The organism is Variovorax sp. J31P207 (genome assembly GCF_030316965.1).
Classification (GTDB): Bacteria; Pseudomonadota; Gammaproteobacteria; order Burkholderiales; family Burkholderiaceae_C; genus Variovorax; species Variovorax ginsengisoli_B.
The window spans coordinates 139594-160851 of the sequence record NZ_JASZYN010000013.1 but is presented as its reverse complement, the minus strand read 5'-3'; the positions used below and the strand labels follow the sequence as shown (position 1 = coordinate 160851).

Annotated in this window: 21 protein-coding genes; 12 read left to right on the top strand and 9 right to left on the bottom strand. The window is 64.5% G+C overall.

The annotated features are described in order from the left end of the window. The first annotated feature begins 17 nt into the window (after positions 1-17). Genes QTI68_RS32170 through QTI68_RS32145 form a run of 6 tightly spaced genes read left to right on the top strand, consistent with a single transcriptional unit; the run spans position 18 to position 6279 of the window. A complete protein-coding gene (locus QTI68_RS32170; RefSeq protein ID WP_286527477.1) occupies positions 18-542 on the top strand; it encodes a (2Fe-2S)-binding protein in 525 nt (174 codons plus the stop codon). Continuing rightward, positions 535-2952 (top strand): xanthine dehydrogenase family protein molybdopterin-binding subunit, encoded by a 2418-nt coding sequence (locus QTI68_RS32165; protein ID WP_286527476.1) that lies wholly within the window; start codon positions 535-537, stop codon positions 2950-2952. The genes QTI68_RS32170 and QTI68_RS32165 overlap by 8 nt, the downstream gene beginning before the upstream one ends. Next, the gene (locus tag QTI68_RS32160) at positions 2949-3788 is read left to right on the top strand and encodes an alpha/beta fold hydrolase (RefSeq protein WP_286527475.1); all 840 of its coding nucleotides are present in this window, start codon (positions 2949-2951) and stop codon (positions 3786-3788) included. Before QTI68_RS32165 ends, QTI68_RS32160 begins: the two co-directional genes overlap by 4 nt. 15 nt (positions 3789-3803) lie before the next feature. Next, positions 3804-4538, top strand: coding sequence for an enoyl-CoA hydratase/isomerase family protein (locus tag QTI68_RS32155; RefSeq protein WP_286527474.1), 735 nt, complete (start codon positions 3804-3806; stop codon positions 4536-4538). A gap of 10 nt (positions 4539-4548) precedes the next feature. Further along, on the top strand, positions 4549-5244 hold the full coding sequence (locus tag QTI68_RS32150; RefSeq protein ID WP_286527473.1) for an SRPBCC family protein: 696 nt from the start codon (positions 4549-4551) through the stop codon (positions 5242-5244). A gap of 48 nt (positions 5245-5292) precedes the next feature. Further along, complete coding sequence (locus QTI68_RS32145; RefSeq protein ID WP_286527471.1) at positions 5293-6279, top strand: Bug family tripartite tricarboxylate transporter substrate binding protein; 987 nt, start codon at positions 5293-5295, stop codon at positions 6277-6279. Positions 6280-6531: 252 nt separating this feature from the next. Here QTI68_RS32145 and QTI68_RS32140 read toward each other — a convergent pair whose 3' ends face one another. The 5 genes from QTI68_RS32140 to QTI68_RS32120 form a co-directional block, all read right to left on the bottom strand. Beyond that, complete coding sequence (locus QTI68_RS32140) at positions 6532-7956, bottom strand: NAD-dependent succinate-semialdehyde dehydrogenase (RefSeq protein WP_503011771.1); 1425 nt, start codon at positions 7954-7956, stop codon at positions 6532-6534. A gap of 216 nt (positions 7957-8172) precedes the next feature. Beyond that, positions 8173-9501 carry an NAD(P)/FAD-dependent oxidoreductase gene (locus QTI68_RS32135; protein WP_286527468.1) on the bottom strand — a complete coding sequence of 443 codons (1329 nt, stop codon included), beginning with the start codon at positions 9499-9501 and terminating at the stop codon, positions 8173-8175. Positions 9502-9787: 286 nt separating this feature from the next. Next, positions 9788-10519, bottom strand: a complete 732-nt coding sequence (locus QTI68_RS32130) for an amino acid ABC transporter ATP-binding protein (RefSeq protein WP_286527465.1) — start codon at positions 10517-10519, stop codon at positions 9788-9790. Next, on the bottom strand, positions 10516-11175 hold the full coding sequence (locus tag QTI68_RS32125) for an amino acid ABC transporter permease (protein WP_286527462.1): 660 nt from the start codon (positions 11173-11175) through the stop codon (positions 10516-10518). Before QTI68_RS32125 ends, QTI68_RS32130 begins: the two co-directional genes overlap by 4 nt. Positions 11176-11260: 85 nt before the next feature. Next, on the bottom strand, positions 11261-12022 hold the full coding sequence (locus QTI68_RS32120) for a substrate-binding periplasmic protein (protein ID WP_286527459.1): 762 nt from the start codon (positions 12020-12022) through the stop codon (positions 11261-11263). A 327-nt stretch (positions 12023-12349) separates the two neighbouring features. Here QTI68_RS32120 and QTI68_RS32115 point away from each other — a divergent pair, with 327 nt between their 5' ends. Beyond that, a complete protein-coding gene (locus QTI68_RS32115) occupies positions 12350-13222 on the top strand; it encodes an IclR family transcriptional regulator (protein ID WP_286527457.1) in 873 nt (290 codons plus the stop codon). A 464-nt stretch (positions 13223-13686) separates the two neighbouring features. Here the strand turns inward: QTI68_RS32115 and QTI68_RS32110 are convergent, their stop codons facing one another. Further along, positions 13687-15030 carry an adenylate/guanylate cyclase domain-containing protein gene (locus QTI68_RS32110; RefSeq protein ID WP_286527454.1) on the bottom strand — a complete coding sequence of 448 codons (1344 nt, stop codon included), beginning with the start codon at positions 15028-15030 and terminating at the stop codon, positions 13687-13689. Here QTI68_RS32110 and QTI68_RS40205 point away from each other — a divergent pair. Further along, a complete protein-coding gene (locus QTI68_RS40205) occupies positions 15020-15565 on the top strand; it encodes an autotransporter outer membrane beta-barrel domain-containing protein (protein ID WP_353506455.1) in 546 nt (181 codons plus the stop codon). The genes QTI68_RS32110 and QTI68_RS40205 overlap by 11 nt on opposite strands. Positions 15566-16668: 1103 nt before the next feature. On the opposite strand, the gene QTI68_RS32105 is transcribed toward QTI68_RS40205, so the two are convergent. The 3 genes from QTI68_RS32105 to QTI68_RS32095 form a co-directional block, all read right to left on the bottom strand. Then, positions 16669-17619, bottom strand: coding sequence for a hypothetical protein (locus QTI68_RS32105; protein ID WP_286527453.1), 951 nt, complete (start codon positions 17617-17619; stop codon positions 16669-16671). A gap of 78 nt (positions 17620-17697) precedes the next feature. Then, positions 17698-18204, bottom strand: a complete 507-nt coding sequence (locus QTI68_RS32100) for a ferritin-like domain-containing protein (protein ID WP_286527451.1) — start codon at positions 18202-18204, stop codon at positions 17698-17700. A 142-nt stretch (positions 18205-18346) separates the two neighbouring features. After that, positions 18347-19168 carry a TorF family putative porin gene (locus tag QTI68_RS32095; protein WP_286527450.1) on the bottom strand — a complete coding sequence of 274 codons (822 nt, stop codon included), beginning with the start codon at positions 19166-19168 and terminating at the stop codon, positions 18347-18349. Positions 19169-19390: 222 nt separating this feature from the next. Here QTI68_RS32095 and QTI68_RS32090 point away from each other — a divergent pair, with 222 nt between their 5' ends. The 4 genes from QTI68_RS32090 (at position 19391) to QTI68_RS32075 (ending at position 21149) form a co-directional block, all read left to right on the top strand. Beyond that, the gene (locus tag QTI68_RS32090) at positions 19391-19810 is read left to right on the top strand and encodes a hypothetical protein (protein ID WP_286527449.1); all 420 of its coding nucleotides are present in this window, start codon (positions 19391-19393) and stop codon (positions 19808-19810) included. An 81-nt stretch (positions 19811-19891) separates the two neighbouring features. Next, entirely contained in the window at positions 19892-20284 is a 393-nt protein-coding gene (locus QTI68_RS32085) for a hypothetical protein (protein WP_286527444.1), read from the top strand. 167 nt (positions 20285-20451) lie between these two features. After that, positions 20452-20796, top strand: a complete 345-nt coding sequence (locus QTI68_RS32080; RefSeq protein ID WP_286527441.1) for a hypothetical protein — start codon at positions 20452-20454, stop codon at positions 20794-20796. A gap of 65 nt (positions 20797-20861) precedes the next feature. Next, complete coding sequence (locus QTI68_RS32075) at positions 20862-21149, top strand: DUF4242 domain-containing protein (RefSeq protein ID WP_286527438.1); 288 nt, start codon at positions 20862-20864, stop codon at positions 21147-21149. The last annotated feature ends 109 nt before the right edge of the window (positions 21150-21258 follow it).

Genomic DNA, 21258 nt, shown 5'->3' with positions numbered 1-21258 from the left:
ACAAGAAAGCAATCGCCATGTCTTCCTCCCTTGTGACAGTAGAAATCAAGGTCAACGGCGTCATACAGCCGCGCGCCATCGAAGCGCGCACCACGCTGGTCGACTTCGTGCGTGACCATCTGGGCCTCACCGGGACCCACGTGGGGTGCGAACACGGCATCTGTGGTGCGTGTTCCGTCTTGCTGGACGGCGAGCCGGTGCGTTCCTGCTGCATGTTCGCCGTGCAGGCCGATGGCATGTCGGTGACCACTGTCGAGGGCCTGGCGCCGCAGCGCGGATGCCTGTCGAAGATTCAGGACGCCTTCTGCGAAACGCACGCGCTGCAGTGCGGCTACTGCACGCCGGGAATGCTGGTCGCCTGCCATGCACTGGTGGAGCGCACGCCGCAACCCAACGAAGCCCAGATCCGTGACGCGATAGGCGGCAACCTCTGCCGCTGCACCGGCTACCAGCAGATCGTCGACGCGGTGAAGTTGGCCACCTCGCCGGGATACGAGGCCAAGGAAGCCCAAGGCAAGCGCGAGGAGGTGGCCCATGGCTGATCCGAAGCACCCTGCCTACCAGGCTTTCAAGTACATCGGCCGTCATCGTCGGGCGGTGGAACACCGTCGCTTCGTCACGGGCAAGGGGCACTATGCGGCCGACGTGGTTCCGGCGGGACTGCTGCATGTGGCCATCGTTGCCAGTCCCTATGCGAGCGCCCGGATCCTGTCCATCGACACATCTGCCGCGCTGGCCCTGCCTGGAGTGCACGAGGCACTGACCGGCGAGGAACTCAATGACGCCATTGATCCCATGCTCCCTGGGGTCGACGCGCCCAAAGTGGCCCGCTATCCCCTGGCGCGCGGCGTGGTGCGCTATGCCGGCGAGTGGGTCGTCGCCGTCGTGGCAGAGTCCCGCGCCTTGGCCGAGGATGCCGCCGAACTGGTGAACGTCGAGTACGAGCCCGCGCCCCATGTGGTCGATCCCGAGAGGGCGATGGAACCCGATGCCCCCAGGGTGCACCCGGCACACGGCGACAACATCATCTGGAACCGCAAGTTCACCTGGGGCGAGGTCGAAGAGCACTTCGCCGCGGCCGAGCACCAGTTGAGCTACCGGGCGCGATGGGCGCGCAGCTCCACCGTGCCGATCGAGACCTTCGTTGCCACCTGCAGCTGGAACGATGCGACTCAGATCCTGGATGTCTGGGCCTCGATCCAGATGCCCAAGTATCCCGACCTGCTGGCCACGTGCCTGCGACTTCCCGGCAACGGGGTGCGCGTGCACTTCGACGTGGACGTGGGCGGCAGCTACGGCTTGAAGCGAGGACTCAAGCACACCATCCTGGTGGGCTTCCTCGCTCGCAAGCTGGGCCGGCCGGTGCGCTTCCTGGAAGACCGCCTGGAGAACATGCGCGGTGGCGACATGCAGGGGCCGGATCGAATCTTCGAGGTCAGCCTGGCCTTCAATGGCGATGGTGCAATCAAGTCGATGCGCATGCGCGCCATCGACGACATCGGCGCGTACTCCGGACGCTCCCCCTTGCAGCTCGGCAAGCCAGTGGGCGCCATCGTGGGGCCGTACAAGATCGCCAGCGTCGAGTACGACGCCTATTCGGTGATGACCAACAAGACGCCGCAGGAAGCGGTGCGTGGCTTCGGCCAGGCACCGACCAACTACGCCATCGAGACGGGCATCGACAGGGTTGCCCGCTACCTCGGCATGGACCGGGTGGAGCTTCGGCGCAAGAACCTGATCCACAAGGATTCGTTCCCCTACCTGATCCCGAGCGGTACCTACTACGACTCGGGCGACTTCGAGGCCGTGATGGACAAGGCGCTCGCAGCGGCAGGATACGACGAACTGGTCCAGCAACGGGACGCGCTGCGCGCCAATGGCTTGCTGGCGGGCATTGGCGTGTCCACCTGCCTGGAGCCTTCGGGCGGCAACTCCGCCTTCGAGCCCCTCTTCAATCCGAAGAACGAGACCACGACGTGGATGGATTCATGCCTCATCCGCATCGACCTCAACGGTGCGGTGACCGCCTTGATGGGCACGTCCACCTCAGGGCAGGCGCACGAGACGCTGGTGTCGACCGTGGTTGGCGAAGTGCTGCAGCGAGAGCCGGACAGCATCCGCGTCTTGCATGCGGATTCGCTCAACGCGCTGCCATCGAACAGCCCGGTGGGCAGCCGCATGGCCATCATGCTGGGGGGCGCAGCAGCCGGCGCCGCGAAGATCCTCAAGCACAAGCTGCTCACGATCGCTGCCCACAACCTGGAGGTGCCCGAGGAAGACCTGGCCTATGAGGACGGCAACGTCGTCGTGCAGGCCGATCCGGATCGCCGGATGACCTGGAACGAGCTCGTACAGATCGCGCACCGCAAATACCACTGCATGCCTCCGGGCATGGAGCCCGGACTGCAGGAGAAGTTCTGCTGGGAAGTGCCCACGGGCGGGAAGATGCCGACGGAGGATGGGCGCGTGCAGATGTACCCGTGCCACTCCTTCGAGTCGCATGTCGTCCTCGCCAGCATCGACCCGCAAACAGGCAAGACGCACCTGCATCGCTACGCCGTCGGCCACGACTGCGGCGTGATGATCAGCCCGGACGTGGTTCACGGCATGACCTACGGCGGTGTCGCCCACGGCCTGGGCGCAGCATTGCTTGAGAAGTTTGCCTTCTCCGAAGAAGGGCAACTGCTCTCGGGCACCTTCATGGACTACCTCCTGCCCAGTGCGGAAGAGGTGCCCTCGATCACCATCGTCGACCACTGCACGCCATCGCCGCTGACGGTGTTCGGCCAGAAGGGCTCGGGAGAAGCAGGCTATCTCGGCGGCCCGGCTGCGATCGCCAGTGCCATCAACGATGCGCTGGCACCTGTCGGCGCAAACATCAACGAACTGCCCATGACGCCGCAAGCCGTCTGGCGCGCCCTGCGCGCCGCCGGGGTGAAGGAATCCGAATGACGAACACAAACATCCAGCAGCGCCGTGTGCGCGGCCACCACGGAGAACTGTCCGTGCGTCTGCAAGGGGATCCGAAAGACCCGGCAATCGTCATGACCCACTCCATTCTTTCGTCCGGCGCCATGTGGGACGAGCAGGCGGCACTCCTCGCCGAGCAAGGGTGGTATGTGCTGCGCATCGATACCACGGGCCACGGGGATTCACCACCGCCGATGACTGAAGCCGTCACCATGGACGGCCTGGCCGCGGACACCATCGCGGTGCTGGATGCGCTGGGCATCGCGAGGGCGCACTACGTGGGGCTCTCTCTTGGCGGCATGAGCGGCTTCGGGCTGGGCATCCAGCATGGTGAGCGGATCCTGAGCCTCGTGTTGTGCGCCGCGAGAGCGGACGCACCGCCTGCAGTGGCTGCTCCCTGGGACGAGCGCATTGCGCTTGCCGATAAGCACGGGACTTGCGCACCGCTTGCCGGACCGACGATCGAACGCTGGTTCGGCAAGGAGTTCGTGGCAGCGAACCCCGAGACCACTGGGCGTCTTCAGGCCATCGCGGCCGCGACCTCGGTCAGGGGATTCGCCGGATGTGCCCGCGCCATCCAGGGCCTGGACTATCTCGCGGACGTGGCACGCATTGCAACGCCCACGACGCTGATCGTCGGCTCGAACGATGGCGTGCTGCCCGAGGCGATGCGCGGCCTGCAGCAGCGCATCGCGGGCGCAGCGCTCGAGACGATTCCTCACGCGGGGCACCTGCCCAACGTCGATCAACGCACGGCGTTCAACGCGGCGCTGCTGCGCCACTTCGAGCAGATCCGCAATCAACCCCTTACCCACTGACCCACGGAGACTTTCATGCACCCCCATCTCATCATCGAACAACAGGGCCGCCTGTTGTCAGTGACGCTCAACCGCACTGACGACAACGGCGTTTCGGACAGCATGGCATCGGCACTGTCGCAACTGCTGGCCACGGCCCACCAGACCTCCGATGCCGTCCTGCTGCGCAGCGCCGGCCCGGACTTCTGCACCGGCCGGATTCGCGACGCTGGTCCCACGCCCGCGGCCTCCGAGGCGTATACCCGCCGCGACGAATACGACGGCATCTTCGGAAGCTACCAGGCCATGCGTGGGGCGAAGGTGCCGATCATCGGTGTGATCAAGGGGCGTTGCATGGGCTTCGGCACGGCAATCGCCTCCTTGTGTGACGTCAGCTTTGCCAGTGACACCGCTACGTTCAACATTCCGGAGATCGGCCACAACGTGATGCCGACGATGGTGATGTCGGCGGTGTACGACCGCATGAACCGAAATGCCATTCTCTGGATGGCGTACTCCACTGATTTCGTGGACGCGCAGCGAGCCTTGGCCTACGGACTGGTGAGCCAAGTGGTACCGGCCGAAAGGCTCGACGCCGAAGTGGATCGCTTCGTTGGTGTGCTGTTGTCTCGCCCGCGCCCGGCGATCCTGGGCCTCAAGGAATACCTGCGCGTGGCGCCTCGCATGGATGAGCAAGGTGCCATCGACTATGCGCGCAGCCTGCATTCCATGGTGAATACGGCTGCTTCCATGAAGAAAAATACGCATTGAGGCAGTCATCATGGAAATCACCGGTACACAAACCATCGCAGCGCCGCGCCAGCGGGTCTGGGATGCACTGAACGATCCCCAGATCCTGAAGATGAGCCTGCCCGGCTGCGAGTCTGTCGAGCGGACATCCGCGGAGGAATTCAAGGTGATTGTCGCCGCCGCCATCGGCCCGCTGCGTGCGCGCTTCAAAGGGCTGCTCAAGATGTCGGATGTCGATGCGCCCGGGTCCTGCACCATGCTGTTCGAGGGGCAGGGAGGCGCGATCGGCTTCGGCAAGGGCAATTCCTCCGTCAAGCTGACCGAATCCAACGGCCAGACGGAGCTCACCTACACCGCCGAGGCGCAGGTGGGAGGCAAGCTCGCCCAAGTGGGTTCGCGGCTCATCGACAGCGTTGCGCGCAAGATGGCCGACGATTTCTTCAAGGCATTCAAGGCGCAATTGGGCGACGCGCCTGCAGCGACAAAGACCTCACTCGTGGCGGCGCCCACTGCGAAGACTTCCGCAGGTCAAGCAGGCAACCCTGCACCGAAGGCGCCAAACCTCGACGACGCCGGTGCTGTGCTGGCACCTGCAGTGCCAGCAGTCCCCATCGTCCAGCCGACGGCTAGTGTCCCTACGGGGGTGCTGGTGCCCGGTTGGTGGCTCGCCATTGCGGCAGCCATCGGCTCCTTCGCAACGCTGGCAGGCGTCTTGTTCGCACGCTGAGCGGCGACCGCTTCCACTACCCACTGACAGATCGAGATGGAGATAGACATGAAGAATGCTGGAATCAGTCGGCGCAGCCTCGTCCTTGCCGCTGCAGGCGTCAGCCTCGCCGGGGCAACACGCGCTCAGCTTTCCAATGGATCGCAGGTCGTGAAGATCCTCGTCGGATTTCCTGCCGGACAGGCCACCGACATCGTGGCCCGGCTGCTCGCAAACAAGCTGCCCGCCGTGACCGGTGCCAACTATATCGTCGACAACAAGCCGGGCCAAGGTGGAAGTCTCGCCATGGGGGCGCTTGCAAAATCCCCGGCAGATGGGAGCGTCATGATGCTCACGCACATGTCCGCCGTCGCGACCAATCCGCACATGTACAAGTCGGTGCCCTACGATTCGATGAAGGACTTCGAGCCGGTGGGACTGCTCGGCGACCTTCCTTTTGTGCTGGTATGCAATCCATCGATGCCGTTCAGCAGCGTGGAGCAGTTGGTGCGCTATGCCAAGGAGAATCCGGGCAAGTTGACGAACGCGTCGTCAGGCAACGGCACCGTGTCTCACCTGGCCATGGAAGACTTCAAGCGCCGTGCGGGCATCGATATCTTGCATGTGCCCTACAAGGGCAGTGGCCCCGGCCTGACCGACGTGGTCGCGGGTCAGGTGTCTCTGGCATTGGAGACGGCAGCGGCAGTGCAGCCGTTCGTCCAATCCGGTCGCCTCAAGGCGCTGGGCGTGGGCACGACCACGCGGCTGAGCACGATGCCGAGCGTGCCAACCATCGCGGAGCAAGGCTTCAAGGACTTCAGCGCAGTGACGTGGCTGATGCTCGTCTATCCTGCCGGCACAAACAGCCAGTTGGTGGCGAGCACGTTTGCAGCGATGAACAAGGCCATGCAGACGCCCGAGGTCGATGCGCGAATGCGGCAGATCGGCACTGTCCCGAGGTTCAGCAAGAGCCCGGCGGAAGCTACGGCTTTCATTCGGAGCGAGTACGCCCACTGGGGCGAGGCAGTGAAACGCAGCGGAGTTCAGCTCGACTAGATGCGAGGCACGTACCGGCGTTAGACGTCGATGCTTCGAACGAAGGCAGGTGTCTCCGTCCATGCTCCATGCTCGAGCTCGCGGATTCACGCCCCCGCAGCCCCGCAGCCCCGCAGCAGGTCGGATGAGGGGGATGCGGCGCGAGCGCAACCGGTCTCCGGGGTGGAGGAAAAGGACTTCCGTGACCGGCGCGAGTGGCCCAGGTGATGGCCGCGCTGGGTCCAACGCGCACTCGATTCTGGTGGAGTTGCGTCAGTCTTGGCGACAGACGTACTTGAGTTCTAAATAGTCCTCGATGCCGTGTCGCGAGCCTTCGCGGCCGATGCCCGACTGCTTCACGCCGCCGAAGGGTGCCACCTCGTTGGAGATCAGTCCGGTGTTGACCCCCACCATGCCACTCTCAAGCGCCTCGCTGACGCGCCGGATGCGACGCGAGTCCTCGGTGAAAAGATAGGCGGCGAGCCCGAACTCGGTCGCGTTGGCCATCGCAAGTGCCTCCGCCTCGCTCTCAAAACGGAACAGCGCGGCCACAGGACCAAAGGTCTCCTCGCGCGCGACCATCATTTCCTGCGTCATCCCGGTCAGCACCGTTGGCTCGAAGAAGCTGCCGCCGAGCGCGTGGCCGCTACCTCCAGCCTGCAATGTCGCGCCTCGGGCCAGTGCATCGTCGATCTGCTCGCGCACCTTGGCAACCGCGCGGGCATCGATCAACGGACCTTGCGTGACGCCGGGCTCCAGCCCGTGGCCCAGGCGCAACTGCTGAACCGCCTTGACCAGCCGACGCGTCAGTTCGTCGTAGACGCCCGCCTGCACGTAGATCCGGTTCGCGCAGACACACGTCTGGCCCATGTTGCGGAACTTCGAGGCCATGATGCCGTCGACGGTGCGGTCCAGGTCGGCGTCGTCGAAGACGATCAGAGGCGCGTTGCCCCCAAGTTCCAGCGAGAGCTTCTTGACGGTCGGTGCGCACTGCTGCATGAGCAGGCGACCGACGCCGGTCGAACCGGTGAAGCTGAGTTTGCGCACGGCAGCGCTCTCGCACAGTGCGTCGCCGATCGCGACGGCATCGCCCGCGAGGATCTGCAACACTCCCGCAGGAATGCCTGCCTCCTGCGCCAGCGCGCCGAGGGCGAGGGCACTGAGCGGCGTGAGCTCGGACGGCTTGACGATGATCGTGCAGCCGGCGGCAAGCGCCGGGCCAACCTTGCGCGTGATCATCGCCGCCGGAAAGTTCCACGGCGTGATCGCTGCACAGACGCCGATGGGCTGCTTCAACACCAGCATCTGCTGGCCATCGCGCTGCGGCTGAAGCAACTCGCCATCGACGCGCTTGCCTTCTTCCGCGAACCATTCGATGAAGGACGCCGCGTAGGCGATCTCGCCACGGGCCTCGTCCAGCGGCTTGCCCTGCTCGAACGTCATGAGTCGCGCCAGGTCTTCCTGGTGCGCCACCATCAGGTCCGACCAGCGGCGCAGGATCGTGGCCCGTTCGCGGGCCGTGCGCATGCGCCAGCCCGGCAGCGCGGCCTGCGCGCCGGTGATGGCACGCTCGGCTTCCGCGCGTCCCATGTGCGGCACCTGGCCGAGCAGTTCGCCGCTCGCGGGATCGCGGACCTCGAAGGTGCGTCCGTCGTCGGCGGCGATCCATTGGCCGTCGATGAGGCAGGCATCCTTCATCAATTGCGGGCGCGTGAGTCCGATGTCTCGTTGCGGGCACTGGGGAAGGAAGTCGCGCATCAGGCCAGCATCGCGAGGCGTGGCGGGCAGGCGTCGGGCAGAGAGTTCGCTATTGGGGCTCATGGCAGCTTCGGTGAAATGTGGATGCAAGGATCTGGTCGAATGCGGAACCGGCCTTCTGGGAGGATCCGCCTTGCTCGAACGGGTACAGCCGATTCACTCGGCCCCCTGAGTACCGGCTCGGCGACTGCCTGCGTGAGGCGATCCGTCGCGCCGCGACGCGCGAAATCGCGAGAGGCGAAATGCGTGGTGTCCGACCGTGGGCACGACCTCTCGCACCAGTTCGGCCAGCAGTTCGCCAGCGGCGGGACCGATGCCAAAGCCGTGCCCGCTGAAGCCGGTGCCAATGAAGAAGCCAGGGATGGCATCCACCGCCGAGATCACCGGCAGGGCGTCAGGTGTGACGTCCATCATGCCGCCCCAGGCATGGGCCACTTGCGCACCTTCGAAGGCCGGGAACGCCTGCTGCAGTTGCCGAAGCGCGGCGTGCACGGCGCCCACGTTGGGCCCGGGATCCAGGATGCGGGTCTTCTCGAACGGCGTGGGCCGGTCGAGTGCGAAGCGCGTGGGCGTCAGCAGCTCTTCGAAGAACCGCCGCCCGAAGCGGATCTTGAGATTTTGCCTCTGCGCCATCCACGCCGGCAGGAAGAGGCGCATCAGGCGAATGCTGTCGGGCGTGACGTCTGCCACCGAGGCGGCGAGCCTGGATACCGTGTAGCCACCGTCCGCGCGGGGGCGACAGGTGAATTGCTTGCCATTGATCGCCAGATCCAGGTCGTTGGGGAGGGCCGCCGTCCGCAGCGCCGATCCGTGCACCTTGAGTTGCGGCAGGAAGACGCCGGTGTTGCCGCACATCAGGCGGCTCCACGCGCCCCCGGCCAACACGACACGATCCGCGCCCACCCGGCCATGCTCGGTGATGACGCCAGCGGTCCTGCCGTCGACGATGTCCAGGCCCCGCACGGCGCACTGTTCAAATATCTGACAGCCGGCGGCCTGCGCCAATTGCGCGATGCCCGCGGTCGCCAGGTGGGGCTCGGCCACGCCGTCTTCGCCGCTGTGCAGCGCACTGGTCCAGGGGCGCTGGGATGGTTCGGCCAGGAGCTTGCGCACCGCGTCCCCCGTGAGCAGGCGCGCGCCCGTCGGATGTAGCCGCGCCGAATCGAGCCACTTTTGAAGCTCGACCTGGTCCGCCGCGTTTTCGCCCAGGTAGGCCAGGCCGGTCTGGCGGTAGCCGACGTTCACCTGCCGCTGGATCTCGCGCCACAGACTGTTGGCGCGGTGGGCCAGCGGCAACTCTGCCGGGTCGCGGCCGATGCTGCGGATCCAGCCCCAGTTGCGCGACGATTGTTCGCCTGCCACAACGCCTTTTTCAAAGACGGCGACCTTCAGGCCGGCCTTGGCCAGTGCCCAGGCGGTGCTGATGCCGATGATGCCGCCGCCGATGATGGCGACGTCGACTTGCTGCGGTAGTGAGGGGGACATGGTGCGAGCGATCCAAAAGAGAGGATTGAAGAAGGGGCGGCGGTGGGGGAGGGTGGTGCGGCGCGACGGCAAGGCGACGCTTGTCCTCGCCGCGCGCGCAACGCGGCGGCTCGTGTATCGGGTGTGGAAGTTCAAGACCCTGCCCGACGCCGCGTCAGCCGTGCAGCGGGCCCAGGCCGATCAGCCGGGGTCGCCCATCGCGTCGCGCAGCCGTTGCCAACGAAGTGCGGCCGAGGCACCGACCGAGAGGTCCCCGAACCGGGCGAACAACACGGTGTCCACGACCTTATCCAGCTTGCGTGACGCGGCGCAGGAAGTCCCGCATGCGCTCGTTGCGAGGCTGGGCCAAGACCTGCTCGGAGGGACCCTGCTCGGCGATGCGGCCACCATCGAGGAACAGCACGCGGTCAGATACCTCGCGGGCGAACTTCATTTCGTGGGTGACGATGACCATGGTCATGCCCTTCTCGGCGAGCTTGCGCATCACGCCGAGCACTTCGCCGACCAGTTCCGGATCGAGCGCCGATGTGGGCTCGTCAAACAGGATGGCGTCGGGCTGCATGGCCAGCGCCCGGGCGATCGCGACGCGTTGCTGCTGCCCACCCGACAGTTGGCTGGGGTAGTGAGCCATCTTTTCCGCGAGGCCGACCGATGCCAGGATGTCGCGCGCACGCTCCGTGGCCGCGGCGACGCTCTCCTTCTTGACGTAAATGGGCCCCTCGATCACGTTTTCCAACGCGGTGCGGTGCGGAAAGAGGTTGAAGCGCTGGAACACCATGGCCACGCGCTGGCGGATCTGCCGGATCCCGGCCGAACTCGCGTTCACGCGCTCACCGTCAATGGTGATGCTGCCGCCCTGGTACTGTTCGAGGCCATTGATACAGCGCAGCATTGTCGATTTGCCCGAGCCGGAAGGTCCAATCAGACAGACAACTTCACCGCGCCGGATCTCGGCGTCGATGTTCGACAGGACCTGGTGCGTGCCGTAGGCCTTGCTCAGTTGCTCGATCCTGATCATTTGCGGCTCCCGAGGCGACGCTCGAGCTTGCCCACGGCATACATCATGGGCAGGCTCATGGCGAGGTAGATCAGGGCCACCAGCGTGAAGATCGTGGCGCTCTTGAACGTGGCTGCGGCGATCAGCTTGCTTTGCATGGACAGTTCCACGACCGTGATCACGGCGGTCTGGGACGAGTCCTTGAGCATCATCACCAGGTTGTTGCCATACGGGGGCAGCGCGATCTTGAACGCTTGCGGCAGGATCACGCGGCGCATGAGGAGGGCGCGCGACATGCCCAGCGATTGGGCGGCCTCGTTCTGGCCGACGTCCACCGCGTCGATCCCGGCGCGGAAGACCTCGGCCATGTACGACGAGTAGGCGATACCCAAGCCCAGCGCACCGGCCTGGAATGCGTTCAAGCTGACGCCGAGTTCGGGCAGCACGAAGTACATGTAGAACAGCACGACGATGATCGGAACGCCCCGGATCAGGTTGGTGAGAATTCGGCTCGCGTGAGCCAGCGGGCCGATGCCCGAGACTCGGAGCAAGGCCCAGAACAGACCCAGGAGTGTGGCAATGAGGAGCGCCGCGACCGTGATGGCGATGGTCGTCAGCACCCCCTGCATGAGGACCGGAAGATACTCAACCGCATCGCTGAAAAAAGTGTCAAACATTTGTGAACCTCGGTGAATGCGAACGGGGTCTGTGCGTCCCGGGCTCCCGGAAGGGGAGGGACGCCCAGCGTCTGGGTGGTCGCATTTACTGCGGCACGCCCCATTTCTTCAGGATGTCCGCCAGCACGCCGTTCTGCTTGATCTTGGCTATGGCCGCATTGATCTTGGCCAGCGTCTCGGTGTCGCCCTTGCGCACGGCCAGGGCGATGTCGGTGGCCAGCAGGCTCTGATAGGTGTCGACGAGGCGTACCTGCTTCGAAGCGGACATGCGAACCTGGTAGGCCACGACCGGGCCATCGCCAAAGCCCGCTTCCACGCGGCCCAGCGCGATGTCGCGCACCAGGTCGGCCATGGTGTCGTACATCTTCAATTCCTTGAATCCCTGGACGGCCTTGAGCGGCTCGACATAGGAGGTGCCCATCTGTACGCCCACGATCTTGCCCTTGAGGTCGTCGTAGTTGCGGTAGGCCTTGGTGTCGTTCATGGGCACCAGAAGGGCCTCCTTGTAGGTCAGCACAATGTCCGAGAAGTCCACGGCTTCGGCCCGTGCCGGGGTCTTGGCGAAGGCCGACGAGATCAAGTCGATCTTTTTCGTCTGCAGCGACGGGATCAACGTGGCGAAAGGTATCCCGGCGATCTCCGGAGTGACGCCCAACTCCTTGCCGACCGCATGGGCCACATCCACCATCACGCCTTCCAAGGTGTTGGTCTTGGGATTGAGGAAGTTGAAGGGCACTGCGGTGGGCGTGGCACCTACTTTGATGACGGGCTGCTGCGCGTGGGCGGAAGACAGGGCGAAGGTCAGGCAAGTGGCGGCCGCCAGGGATTTCAGAGCGATCTTCAACATGGGAGCTTTCAGTGTTGGATCCGTCGCCGCCCGGAGTGACGACGCTGGATGCCTGGTTGGGAAAGACTGTTCGGGTGAGTGTTGGTATCGCTATACAATACAAGCAGATCGTATTGCGATGCACGTATATTAGGCGATCGTCGCTGACTAAGGTCCAGCACGTTTCGAGCGATTTCCTAGGGCTTTCCCTTGGTTTGGGCGACTTTTCCCGGATTTCGCGGCTGGCGCCACGGTGCCTTCACGTATTTCTATACAGTAGGCTCGTATCTTTAAACGATTTGATCTTTTGACTTGGCGGCCGCTGCGCCTGGTTCTGGATGTGACACGATGACCTCAGCAAACCCGGAATCTTCCACTCTGTACGTGCAGTCGCTGGCCACCGGCATGTCAGTGCTGAAGGCGTTCAACACTCAACGCTCCTCGATGAGCCTGCCCGAGATCGCCTCGGCCGTCGGAATCTCCAAGAGCGCGGCGCAGCGGTTTGCTTTCACGCTGGAAGCGCTGGGGATGCTGAAGAAGGATCCGTATTCGAAGCGGTATTCGCTTTCTTCGTCCAATCTGGAATCGGGCTACCACTATCTTCAGTCCCACCCTTTGCTCGAGCGCGCGAACCCCTATCTGTTGGACCTGAATCAGCGCACCGGCGAGACGGTGAATCTGGCGGAGCCCGCAGGCGACTGCATGGTGTACATCGGGCGCTTCTCGAGCTTGGTGCGGCTGATCATGCACATGCCCATCGGGCAACGTATTCCGATGTTCTGCGCCTCAACGGGGCGCGCGTATCTTTCTGGCCAGCCCGACGAAGCGGTGCGTGCAATCCTGGAAGGCAGCGACCGCGTGCGCTATACACCGCAAACCGTCACTGATGTGGACGCGCTGCTTGCGCTTGTGCGGCAGGCCCGCGAGGACGGATTCGCGTGCTGCAACGGTGAGTTTTATCGCGGCGATCTGGCCCTGGCGGTGCCGATACGGGACACGGCCGGCAACGTCATTGCGGGGCTCAACCTTTCCGTATCGTCGACGGCGTGGACCGTCAAACGCGCGATCAGCAAGTTCGTGCCTTCGATGCTGGAGACGGCGCGCTTGATCTCCACAACACCGCCCAATCCGGCGGCGCAGCGCCCGTTTCGCACCGAACTGCGAATGCCACGTGACGAGGCGGGCGGTGACTCGGTGGCGTTGCCTCAGCCTGGCAGCTGAGCACTGAACGGCGTTAGGGAATTCGCCCCGGCGCTACAGCAGAAATCCGGGTTCAAAGGATCGTCAACGCCCTTGCATTTGGTCAGGAGCCAGGGGGATGGTCCTGCCATCCCACGCCCAAAGCGCCGCCCGCGGGACAGCCTGATGCTCGTAGCAGAAGCGACGCGGTAGCCGACGTCGTGCAGGCCTACGACCACAGCAGTGGTGTAGTTGAAAAGCTCTGGGGTCTGCTTTCCTCGATCCCCATCTTCGACAGCGCGAACAGCGTGACATCGGCGCCGTGTTCTTCGCGAGCTTGCGGTACGCACCTTGTTGAAGCCGAACTGCGACGAAACTCAGGTACCGTTCGAAATGCAAGGGGCTGAAGGGAACGTCCGGTACTGAAGCACAGGCCCGTGTCAGCTCGCTGGGGCTGGGCCTGGCGGCGCGGGCTCAGCATGTTGCGCAGCCGGCGTTCCACACCTTCAGTTTGATTCGGTGGCAGCGTAGAGATGCCATTGCCCAGGGACCCCCTTCAGTGAATGGACGCCACGATCCTGAAAGGCCATTCCCGAGCCAGCCACGAGGTCCTTCACCGTGCTCGACACGAGCACTTCGTTCGGGCTTGCGTGGCTTGCGACTCGCGCGCCGATGTGCACAGCAATGCCGCCTATCTTGGTACCGATGACCTCGCACTCGCCCGCATGCACGCCAGCACGCACTTCCAGCCCGAGCAAGCGGACGCCGCTTCCGATGGCGGCGGCACATCGCACGGCCCGTGCGGGCCCGTCGAACGAGGCGAAAAGACCGTCTCCTGCGCTGTCGACTTCGTGCCCTCGAAAGCGCTCCAGTTGGCGGCGGGCAACGCTGTAAAACCTGTCGAGCAGGCCATGCCATCCCGCGTCACCCAGTCGTGCAGCCTTCTCGGTTGACCCGACGATGTCCACGAAGAGGATCGACGCCAGGATGCGATCCGTCTCGACCACATGGCGCTCACCAGTCAGGAACTCCTGAACATGATCGAGGTAGGCATCCGCATCCCCCACCCAGAAGAAATGATCCACGCCAGGCAATTCCAGGAGCTTGGCCCCAGGTATGTGTCTCGCGAAGTAGCGTGCGTGCTCGACCGACACCATCCGGTCGCCGGTGCGATGCAGGATGAGGGTTGGGACACGGACTGCAGGAAGGACGGAGCGGACGTCGATCTCGTAGGCCATTCGCGTTGCCGCCGCGGCCGCGCTCGGGCTGGCAGCCCTGCGCTGCAGCCGCGCCCACGCGTCACGCGCCACCGCATCCCCGGCCAGCGAGGGTGCAAAGGCGGTCAGCAGCACACCCTGGCCCCATCGCTGTTCCATCCGCTGGAGCATTCCTTCGTGCAGTTCGAGCGAGGCGCCAAACGGGTGGTCAGGTGCCCAGGCGATGCGTGCGAACGCGCCGATGAGCACGATGGCCGAGGTCCTTGCGGGGTGGCTGGCGGCGAACAGAAGACTCAGCGGTCCACCCTCCGAGACGCCGACGAGCGCCGCCTGCCGGGATCCCGCCGCGTCCATGACCGCCCGCACGTCGTCCATGCGCTGCTCCAGAGTGGGAAACTGGCGCACAGGCACCGGATCCGACATTCCGGTGCCGCGCTTGTCGAAGAGGATGACTCGCGCGAACGAGGCGAGGCGCCTGTAGAAGTGCGCCAGCTGGGGATTCTCCCAGCCCCCCTCGACGCTGGATACAAAACCTGGAATGAAGACTAGATCAAAGGGGCCTTTGCCGATGACTTGGTAGGCAATGTGGTACTCCCCGCTCCGGGCATAGTGAGTATCCGGCATGTCGTCCATGAACTCTCCCGGGTTGCATGCAAGTCGTTGTCGCGCGAAGAAATGCGCTTTCCGGAAATCGACGCCGTCTGAAGTCGGTGCAGCATCGGCTCGATCTTCACCGTGTTCAGCGCCGTCGTCCAGCGTTCCAGCGGATGCCGACAGCCTGCTGCAGTGCGCCAGTCAACGTTACGAGATCCGCTCCGACGGCAACCCCAGCGTCTCGGGCAAGGCCAGCGGCTTCATGATCTCGACGGAAGGCGGCAAGGCGTTTGCAGTGACCGAGCGCTGCAGCATCGAGCCGCAGGCACAACTGGCCTGGCAGCAAACGACTTCGACGACGTGCTCCTTGGCGGCGCGCGCGTGCAGCAGGCTTCACGCGAACATCGCGGCGATGCGACTCTTTTCATCGGGCCGGCCGCATCGACCGTCTTCGCGAGAGAGGCAGCTACGGCGCGAGCGAAGTCGCCGCGCGCGCGACCCTGGCGCTGACACCCGCGGCGAGCCTGTACTGCGAAATCGGCACCTTGTGGAATATCGGTGGCGGCAGGCGTGAGTCCTCCTTGCAGGGATCACTGGGCATCAAGGTGTGTTGGTAGCCACGCACTTGATGCCCGTCAAGCCGCAGGGCAGCGACCGTCGGTTCGGCCGTTCCGAGCCGGAGAGCAATCAACGACAGGTGTGCGGATGAGGCCGGTCGTAGCAGGCGGGCGTGCGAGACCGGATATGGCCGTTGAGAGCCGACTGAACCACGCCTACCCCTAACATTTGCTGCACCGCACACCCCCAAGAAATGGATGGACTCCGACAAGAACGGCCCGGCCTTGCCAGCCAGTTGGAATGCCCCGACCCCAGCCGTAGCGCTTTGCCGGAAACCAGTAATCGTGCTTGCGCAGCATGGAATCTCCAGAACGAATCTCCAAAAATCTTGACCGATCTGCATTGCAGCCAGACTTGGCAGCAACGAATCTGCCCGCAAGGCGTCGCTCTTGCCCACAGTGTCCCTCGCGCGGTTAGCCCGGCCCAAAACTTGCCACTAGCGCACAGCATCCCCCAGAATGGCGATGCGCCGCAAAAGCGAGGGCAGCAAGATGGGATCAACCAACGATGACGTCTCGTGGTCCGAGTTACGGGCTCGACGAATCATCGTGGTCGTGGATGTCGTCGAATCCGTTCGGCTCATGTCAGAGGGGAGCGGCAAGTCGGCCGGCGAAATCAGGAGCGCCATCAAGTTCGAGGTGAGAGGGTCAGAAGTCGCCACGGCACTCGTGAGCCGCCACGAAAGTAAGAAAGTAAGCGTGCGGCCGAGGTGCCCTGTTGAACGCGACGTACTGTATGAAGACGATCGTGTGATCGGCTGTGAGCGTGCAGTTCCTAGGATTTGGTCTCGTACGGCTCTTTCGTGGTCGACTGTCTTCAAGATCATCATCTCGAGGCGACTTTCGTACCAGACGAATTGTTCAGCCTGCGCCAACAGAAAGTAGCCAGGGACGTGTTTTTGATTGCGATGAGCTCCCGGTGTACGGACGTTCTTCAGCTTAGCTAGGTTGATTTTTCCAAGCAGTTCGAGCTCGCGGTCTACGATCCGCTGTCCTCTGCCTTCAGCTGCTGAAATGTGACTGAGGTTTAGGACGCTTTACTGAAAACTTCAATGATTCCCTACAACGAGCCGTAGAGCAAGCGCGCCTCGCTCTCGTAGTCGGGATACGAAGCCTTCATCACAGCCCCATTGAGGATCATCTCCGCCACCAGCTCGCGTGTGGCCGCGTCGTACACGCGGGTGCGCACCCAGACCGATTCGGTGCGCGCACTTTCGCTGAGCGCGATGATCTCGCGCTCGAGTTCGTAGTCCTGGTCGACGAAGAGCGGTCCATTCAGAAGGCGGATCTCCTGGCCGGCGAACAGGCCGACCGCCGGCTTGCGCCCGCTCAGCCCCGACTGCGCCGATGTCGAGCCGAGCAGCACGCTGATCATTTCCGTCGGAATGATCGGCCGGCCCCAGGGCGACTCGCCGCCCGACTCCCGCGTGTACCACGGGCTCGGTTCGGTGATGACCTTCAGCTTGTCGGCCAGCGTGAAGGGATAGTGGTCGCCCATGTGGGTGTCGAAGCCCATGCGGATCTTCTCGACCACCGCGCCGCGCTGCCCGACCCGGAGATCACGGTTGATGACCAGGCCCGTGGGCGGCCGGAGCTTGGCGATGCGCAGCTGCAGTTCGTGAGGAAGGCCCGTGGCGTCGCCGATGGACGCGGTGCCGATCAGCACCGGCGTGCCGTCGCGCTTCTCCGCGTGCAGACGCACGACGCGAGGCTGCAACGGATCCCGCTCGACGAAGGCCCGTACTTCCTCGCCTTCGACCACCATGTTCTGGTAATGCGCGCTGATGCATCCGGTCTCGAACCAGGCCGGGCCGAACACGTGGTAAAGCAGGGGGTCGAACTGGCTGAAGTGGGTCGGCCCCTCGATCGGACCGGCGCGCAGCCCCAGCCCTTCGGCCATGGCGTCGTCGTGGATCGACTTGTGGCCGTCGTAGCGCTGCTCGGCCAGCATCTGGCGCGGCTGGCGCAGCGGCCCGCAAAGGGTGGGTGCTTGGGGGAAGGCTTCGGTCATCGGGCGGGCCCTGGCTGGAGGTCGGCGATTCTAGGACGCCGAAACCCGAAGCCGAAGTCGCCCGCGAGACCGAGCCGGTCAGTCCTTGGCAGCGCGCGCTGCGTTGCGCAGGTCCCGGATCTGGTCGTGGTTGCGCTGCGCGCCCGCCGCCTGGCGTTCGACCAGGCTGCGCACGTCGGGCGGCAGGTTCTGCTTCAGCGCCTTGCGGTAGCGCGCGATGGCCGTGTCTTCGCCGCGTTCGCAGGACTCGAGGATCGACAACTCGCTGTTGGCGCCGAGCGATCCCTTCACGTGGACCCAGCCGCGGTGCAGGGCACCCGCGGCGGTGCCGCCATCGGCCGGCTTGCCGCCGTAGGCCGCGATCATTTGCAGCAGTTCCGCCTCGGCTTGGCGGCAACCCTCGGCGCGGCTTGCGAACAGTTGCTTTGCAGCCGGGGATTCGACCTCCTCGGCGCAGGCCAGGAATCCGTAGCCGCCATCCCGCGTGTTTTCCAGGAGATCGTTGAGGACATCGACGACCTCGTCGTTGGCCAGGGGTTCGCCGCGGGAGTCGCGGGGGTCGAGCATGTCTTTGTCGAGTGCCATGGTGTCAGTCCTTTCAAGAGCCTTCAGGCGAAGAAGGCCGGTTGAGAACTCGAGGAGACTTCCTCGAGACTTGGGCTCACCATCGCAGCGATGCCGGGCCCGGGCCGTCAGCCGCGGGGCACGCCGCGTGTAGAGCCTTCCCCTACAGCGTCTTGGTCAGGATCAGGATGAAGCGGGTCGCGTTGGGCGAGTAGGTGGTCTGGCCGATCGGAGCGATGGGCGACGGGATGCCGGGGCTGACGACCGCAGTGAAGGCGCTCTGCTCGTTGCCGCCCTGGACGTAGCCGCCGAGCGACAGGCCGCTGCCGAAGTCGTAGGCGGCGCCGACGTTGAAGTCGAGGTAGTCCTTGTAGCCAAGGCTCCTGATGTCGCTGCTGAAGAAGGTGTAGCCGACGGCCGCCTTCAGCGTCACCTTGGGAATGATCTCCTTGGTGTAGGCCAGGTTCAGATAGCCGGTGTTCGTGCCGTCGAGGCCCGAGCCGCCCCTGTTGCCGGCGTAGTTGAAGTAGTCCTTGGACACGGTCCAGGAGTACTTGGCCGTGAAGGCGCCGAAGGACTCGTTGCCCCAGGTGCCGGCGCCGTAGATCTCGGTCGTGTTGCCGGCGGTGTTGCCGGGGTAGACATAGGTCAGCACGCCGACGTCCCAGTCGATCGGGCCGCCCTTGAATTTGTAGCCGCCGTAGAAGTCCATCTCGATGGAATTGCCCTTGAGCCAGTTGACGCTGGAGTTCCAGTTGCCGACATAGAAGCCGCTGTCGCCGAAGGCGTAGTCGAGGCCGCCCTGGAGCGCCGGCTTGAAGTAGCTGTTCTTGGCGAAGTCGTCCTTGCCGAGCATGTCCTGGTCCTGGCCGCGGAACTTGTAGTTGGTCGTCAGCGCGACGTTGCCCGCGAGCTGGGCGCTCGCGAGCATCGGCAGGGTCGTCAGGGCGGCGATCGAGAGGGTCCTGGCTATCACGTGGTGCATGGGTCGAAGAGCGAAATGAAGAAGCGTCGAGCCTACGATCGCGTGCATAAACACCGCGTAAAGAACGAGGCACTCCGCGTAAGGAATCCATCGGGAAAATCCGGGTGTCTCAAACACGACGAACCGGCGGCGCCGCCTCGAAAGAAGGAGTACAAATACGTCGGGGGAAGAGGAACTTGCAGACGCCTCTTCAGCGCAGGGACCAGTGAAAGGAGGGCAGTCATGGCCAGACATCTAGCGGTCGGGGACTCATCCGGGCCGCTCGCGATCGCGAGCGCCAGCTACTACAACCCGACCGGCGTGCTGCTGGCGCCCGGCGAGACCTACGAGATCGCCGCCGACGACAGCCGATGGGTCGACTGGCACCTGGCGTCCAGCGCCGACGGCCGGATCGAGCCCAGCCTGATCCAGTCGATGGCGCATTGGGCGCTGCGCTGCAAGGAGGGCCGATGGTTCCAGCTGATCGGGGCCGTCGGGCGCTCCGACACCTGCATGTTCCCGATCGGCATGCATGCCGCCTGGACCTACACCGGGCAGAGCGGCGACGCCGATCCCGAGCTGTGCCTTTTCGCGAACGACGCCTGGTTCGCCTACCTCAACAACCACGGCTCGGTGAAGGTGACGATCAAGCGCGTCGGCTGAATCGCCAGGTCCGGCCCGGCGAGGGCTGATCGATAGAATCCAGCCGGTTTCTTTCCATTCACCGGACCGGAGGATTCGAACATGACCGTGCGCCAGGGGGGTAGATTGCTTGCGGTAGCCGTCGCGGTACTGGCCGCGGCTTCGGCGCAGGCGAGGCCGTTGAACCTGTTCAACGCGATGCGCGACACGCCGATCACCCGATTCAGCAGCGCCGATGTCGACCTCATGACCCGGACGGTCCACCAGGCGCTCGATAGCGGCGCGGACGGCGTGGCGGTCACGTGGGAGAACCCCCGCGGCACCAGCGGCGGCAGCGTCACGCCGGGCAAGGACCCGCAGGACAGGGCGAATTGCCGGACGGCGCGCATCGAGAACCGCCACCGCAGCCTGGAAAACGCCGGCAGCTATCTGTTCTGCAGAAGCAAGGGCCAGCCCAAGGGGGCTTGGCAGGTGATCGAACTCCTGCCCCGTTGAGCCATGGGGCGCGAGTTGCTTAAAGACGACTCCATTGCCAATTTTTCATCTGAATTGAGGATCGGCGTGCCGTTGCGTATTGCGCTCGGGCACGGGGCGTCTTAACTTGCAATCATGGCCGGCAATGCCGCCGGATGCGACAGTCACGTTTGCTGCGAGGCTCCGTCATGTTGATTGCAATGCTCGTCTTGATTGCCTTGGCCCTGCGCGCCATTTATCTGGAGGCCTGGCTGGCCAGGTCGGTCCCGATCCGCAAAGACCGACAGGGCTGGCTCGGTGTCGAGGTGCGGCGTCGGGTCGGCATGCAGGAGATACCGGGACACGTCTCGGAATTCCCGGTGCCTCGCGAAGAGCGAATTCGGGTGTTTCGCCTGCTCGGGGTCGCGATTTGGCACGACGAAATGAGCGTCGCCCTGCCGAACACGGCTTGCGAGTGCTTCGACAATATCGCGCCGCAGGACTTCGACCGGCAATTCCCGAACTGGCTGCGGCTGGCGGGGCATTCGACCTAGGCGCATACTGATGCGGCGTGGCGCCATGGCCGCCATGGCGCGCTTCGACCCGTCCGAGGACTCACATGCCGCTCTTCATCATCGAACGCAATTTCGCCGAGCAGCTCGAAATCGACAGTGATGGCGTGGTCGCCATCACGAGGATCAATGGCGACGTCGGCGTCAACTGGCTGTTCTCGTTCCTGAGCGCCGACAAGCGCAAGACCTACTGCCTCTACGAAGCCAAGGATCCCGAGGCGATCCGCGAGGCGGCGCGGCGGGCCAACGTGCCGGCCGACGTGATCGTCGAGGTCTCGCAGGCCTACGGTGCGGCGATCGACGGGCTGCGGGCCCAGGCATCGGCGGGCGCCTAGTCAATCCCGGCCGCTGGCCGATGGTCAGGTCTGACTATTTGCGTCCGGCCCGGCGGAGCCTACAACCGGGGCCGTGGTTCACGTTCTTCCGGACGTGCCACCCACCGGA

What these genes read in the sequence shown, in the direction of transcription:
- QTI68_RS32170 (WP_286527477.1), top strand. Translation starts at nt 18, where the DNA reads ATGTCTTCCTCCCTTGTGACAGTAGAAATCAAGGTCAACGGCGTCATA.
- QTI68_RS32165 (WP_286527476.1), top strand. Translation starts at nt 535, where the DNA reads ATGGCTGATCCGAAGCACCCTGCCTACCAGGCTTTCAAGTACATCGGC.
- QTI68_RS32160 (WP_286527475.1), top strand. Translation starts at nt 2,949, where the DNA reads ATGACGAACACAAACATCCAGCAGCGCCGTGTGCGCGGCCACCACGGA.
- QTI68_RS32155 (WP_286527474.1), top strand. Translation starts at nt 3,804, where the DNA reads ATGCACCCCCATCTCATCATCGAACAACAGGGCCGCCTGTTGTCAGTG.
- QTI68_RS32150 (WP_286527473.1), top strand. Translation starts at nt 4,549, where the DNA reads ATGGAAATCACCGGTACACAAACCATCGCAGCGCCGCGCCAGCGGGTC.
- QTI68_RS32145 (WP_286527471.1), top strand. Translation starts at nt 5,293, where the DNA reads ATGAAGAATGCTGGAATCAGTCGGCGCAGCCTCGTCCTTGCCGCTGCA.
- QTI68_RS32140 (WP_503011771.1), bottom strand. Translation starts at nt 7,956, where the DNA reads ATGAAGGATGCCTGCCTCATCGACGGCCAATGGATCGCCGCCGACGAC.
- QTI68_RS32135 (WP_286527468.1), bottom strand. Translation starts at nt 9,501, where the DNA reads ATGTCCCCCTCACTACCGCAGCAAGTCGACGTCGCCATCATCGGCGGC.
- QTI68_RS32130 (WP_286527465.1), bottom strand. Translation starts at nt 10,519, where the DNA reads ATGATCAGGATCGAGCAACTGAGCAAGGCCTACGGCACGCACCAGGTC.
- QTI68_RS32125 (WP_286527462.1), bottom strand. Translation starts at nt 11,175, where the DNA reads ATGTTTGACACTTTTTTCAGCGATGCGGTTGAGTATCTTCCGGTCCTC.
- QTI68_RS32120 (WP_286527459.1), bottom strand. Translation starts at nt 12,022, where the DNA reads ATGTTGAAGATCGCTCTGAAATCCCTGGCGGCCGCCACTTGCCTGACC.
- QTI68_RS32115 (WP_286527457.1), top strand. Translation starts at nt 12,350, where the DNA reads ATGACCTCAGCAAACCCGGAATCTTCCACTCTGTACGTGCAGTCGCTG.
- QTI68_RS40205 (WP_353506455.1), top strand. Translation starts at nt 15,020, where the DNA reads ATGTCGTCCATGAACTCTCCCGGGTTGCATGCAAGTCGTTGTCGCGCG.
- QTI68_RS32110 (WP_286527454.1), bottom strand. Translation starts at nt 15,030, where the DNA reads ATGGACGACATGCCGGATACTCACTATGCCCGGAGCGGGGAGTACCAC.
- QTI68_RS32105 (WP_286527453.1), bottom strand. Translation starts at nt 17,619, where the DNA reads ATGACCGAAGCCTTCCCCCAAGCACCCACCCTTTGCGGGCCGCTGCGC.
- QTI68_RS32100 (WP_286527451.1), bottom strand. Translation starts at nt 18,204, where the DNA reads ATGGCACTCGACAAAGACATGCTCGACCCCCGCGACTCCCGCGGCGAA.
- QTI68_RS32095 (WP_286527450.1), bottom strand. Translation starts at nt 19,168, where the DNA reads ATGCACCACGTGATAGCCAGGACCCTCTCGATCGCCGCCCTGACGACC.
- QTI68_RS32090 (WP_286527449.1), top strand. Translation starts at nt 19,391, where the DNA reads ATGGCCAGACATCTAGCGGTCGGGGACTCATCCGGGCCGCTCGCGATC.
- QTI68_RS32085 (WP_286527444.1), top strand. Translation starts at nt 19,892, where the DNA reads ATGACCGTGCGCCAGGGGGGTAGATTGCTTGCGGTAGCCGTCGCGGTA.
- QTI68_RS32080 (WP_286527441.1), top strand. Translation starts at nt 20,452, where the DNA reads ATGTTGATTGCAATGCTCGTCTTGATTGCCTTGGCCCTGCGCGCCATT.
- QTI68_RS32075 (WP_286527438.1), top strand. Translation starts at nt 20,862, where the DNA reads ATGCCGCTCTTCATCATCGAACGCAATTTCGCCGAGCAGCTCGAAATC.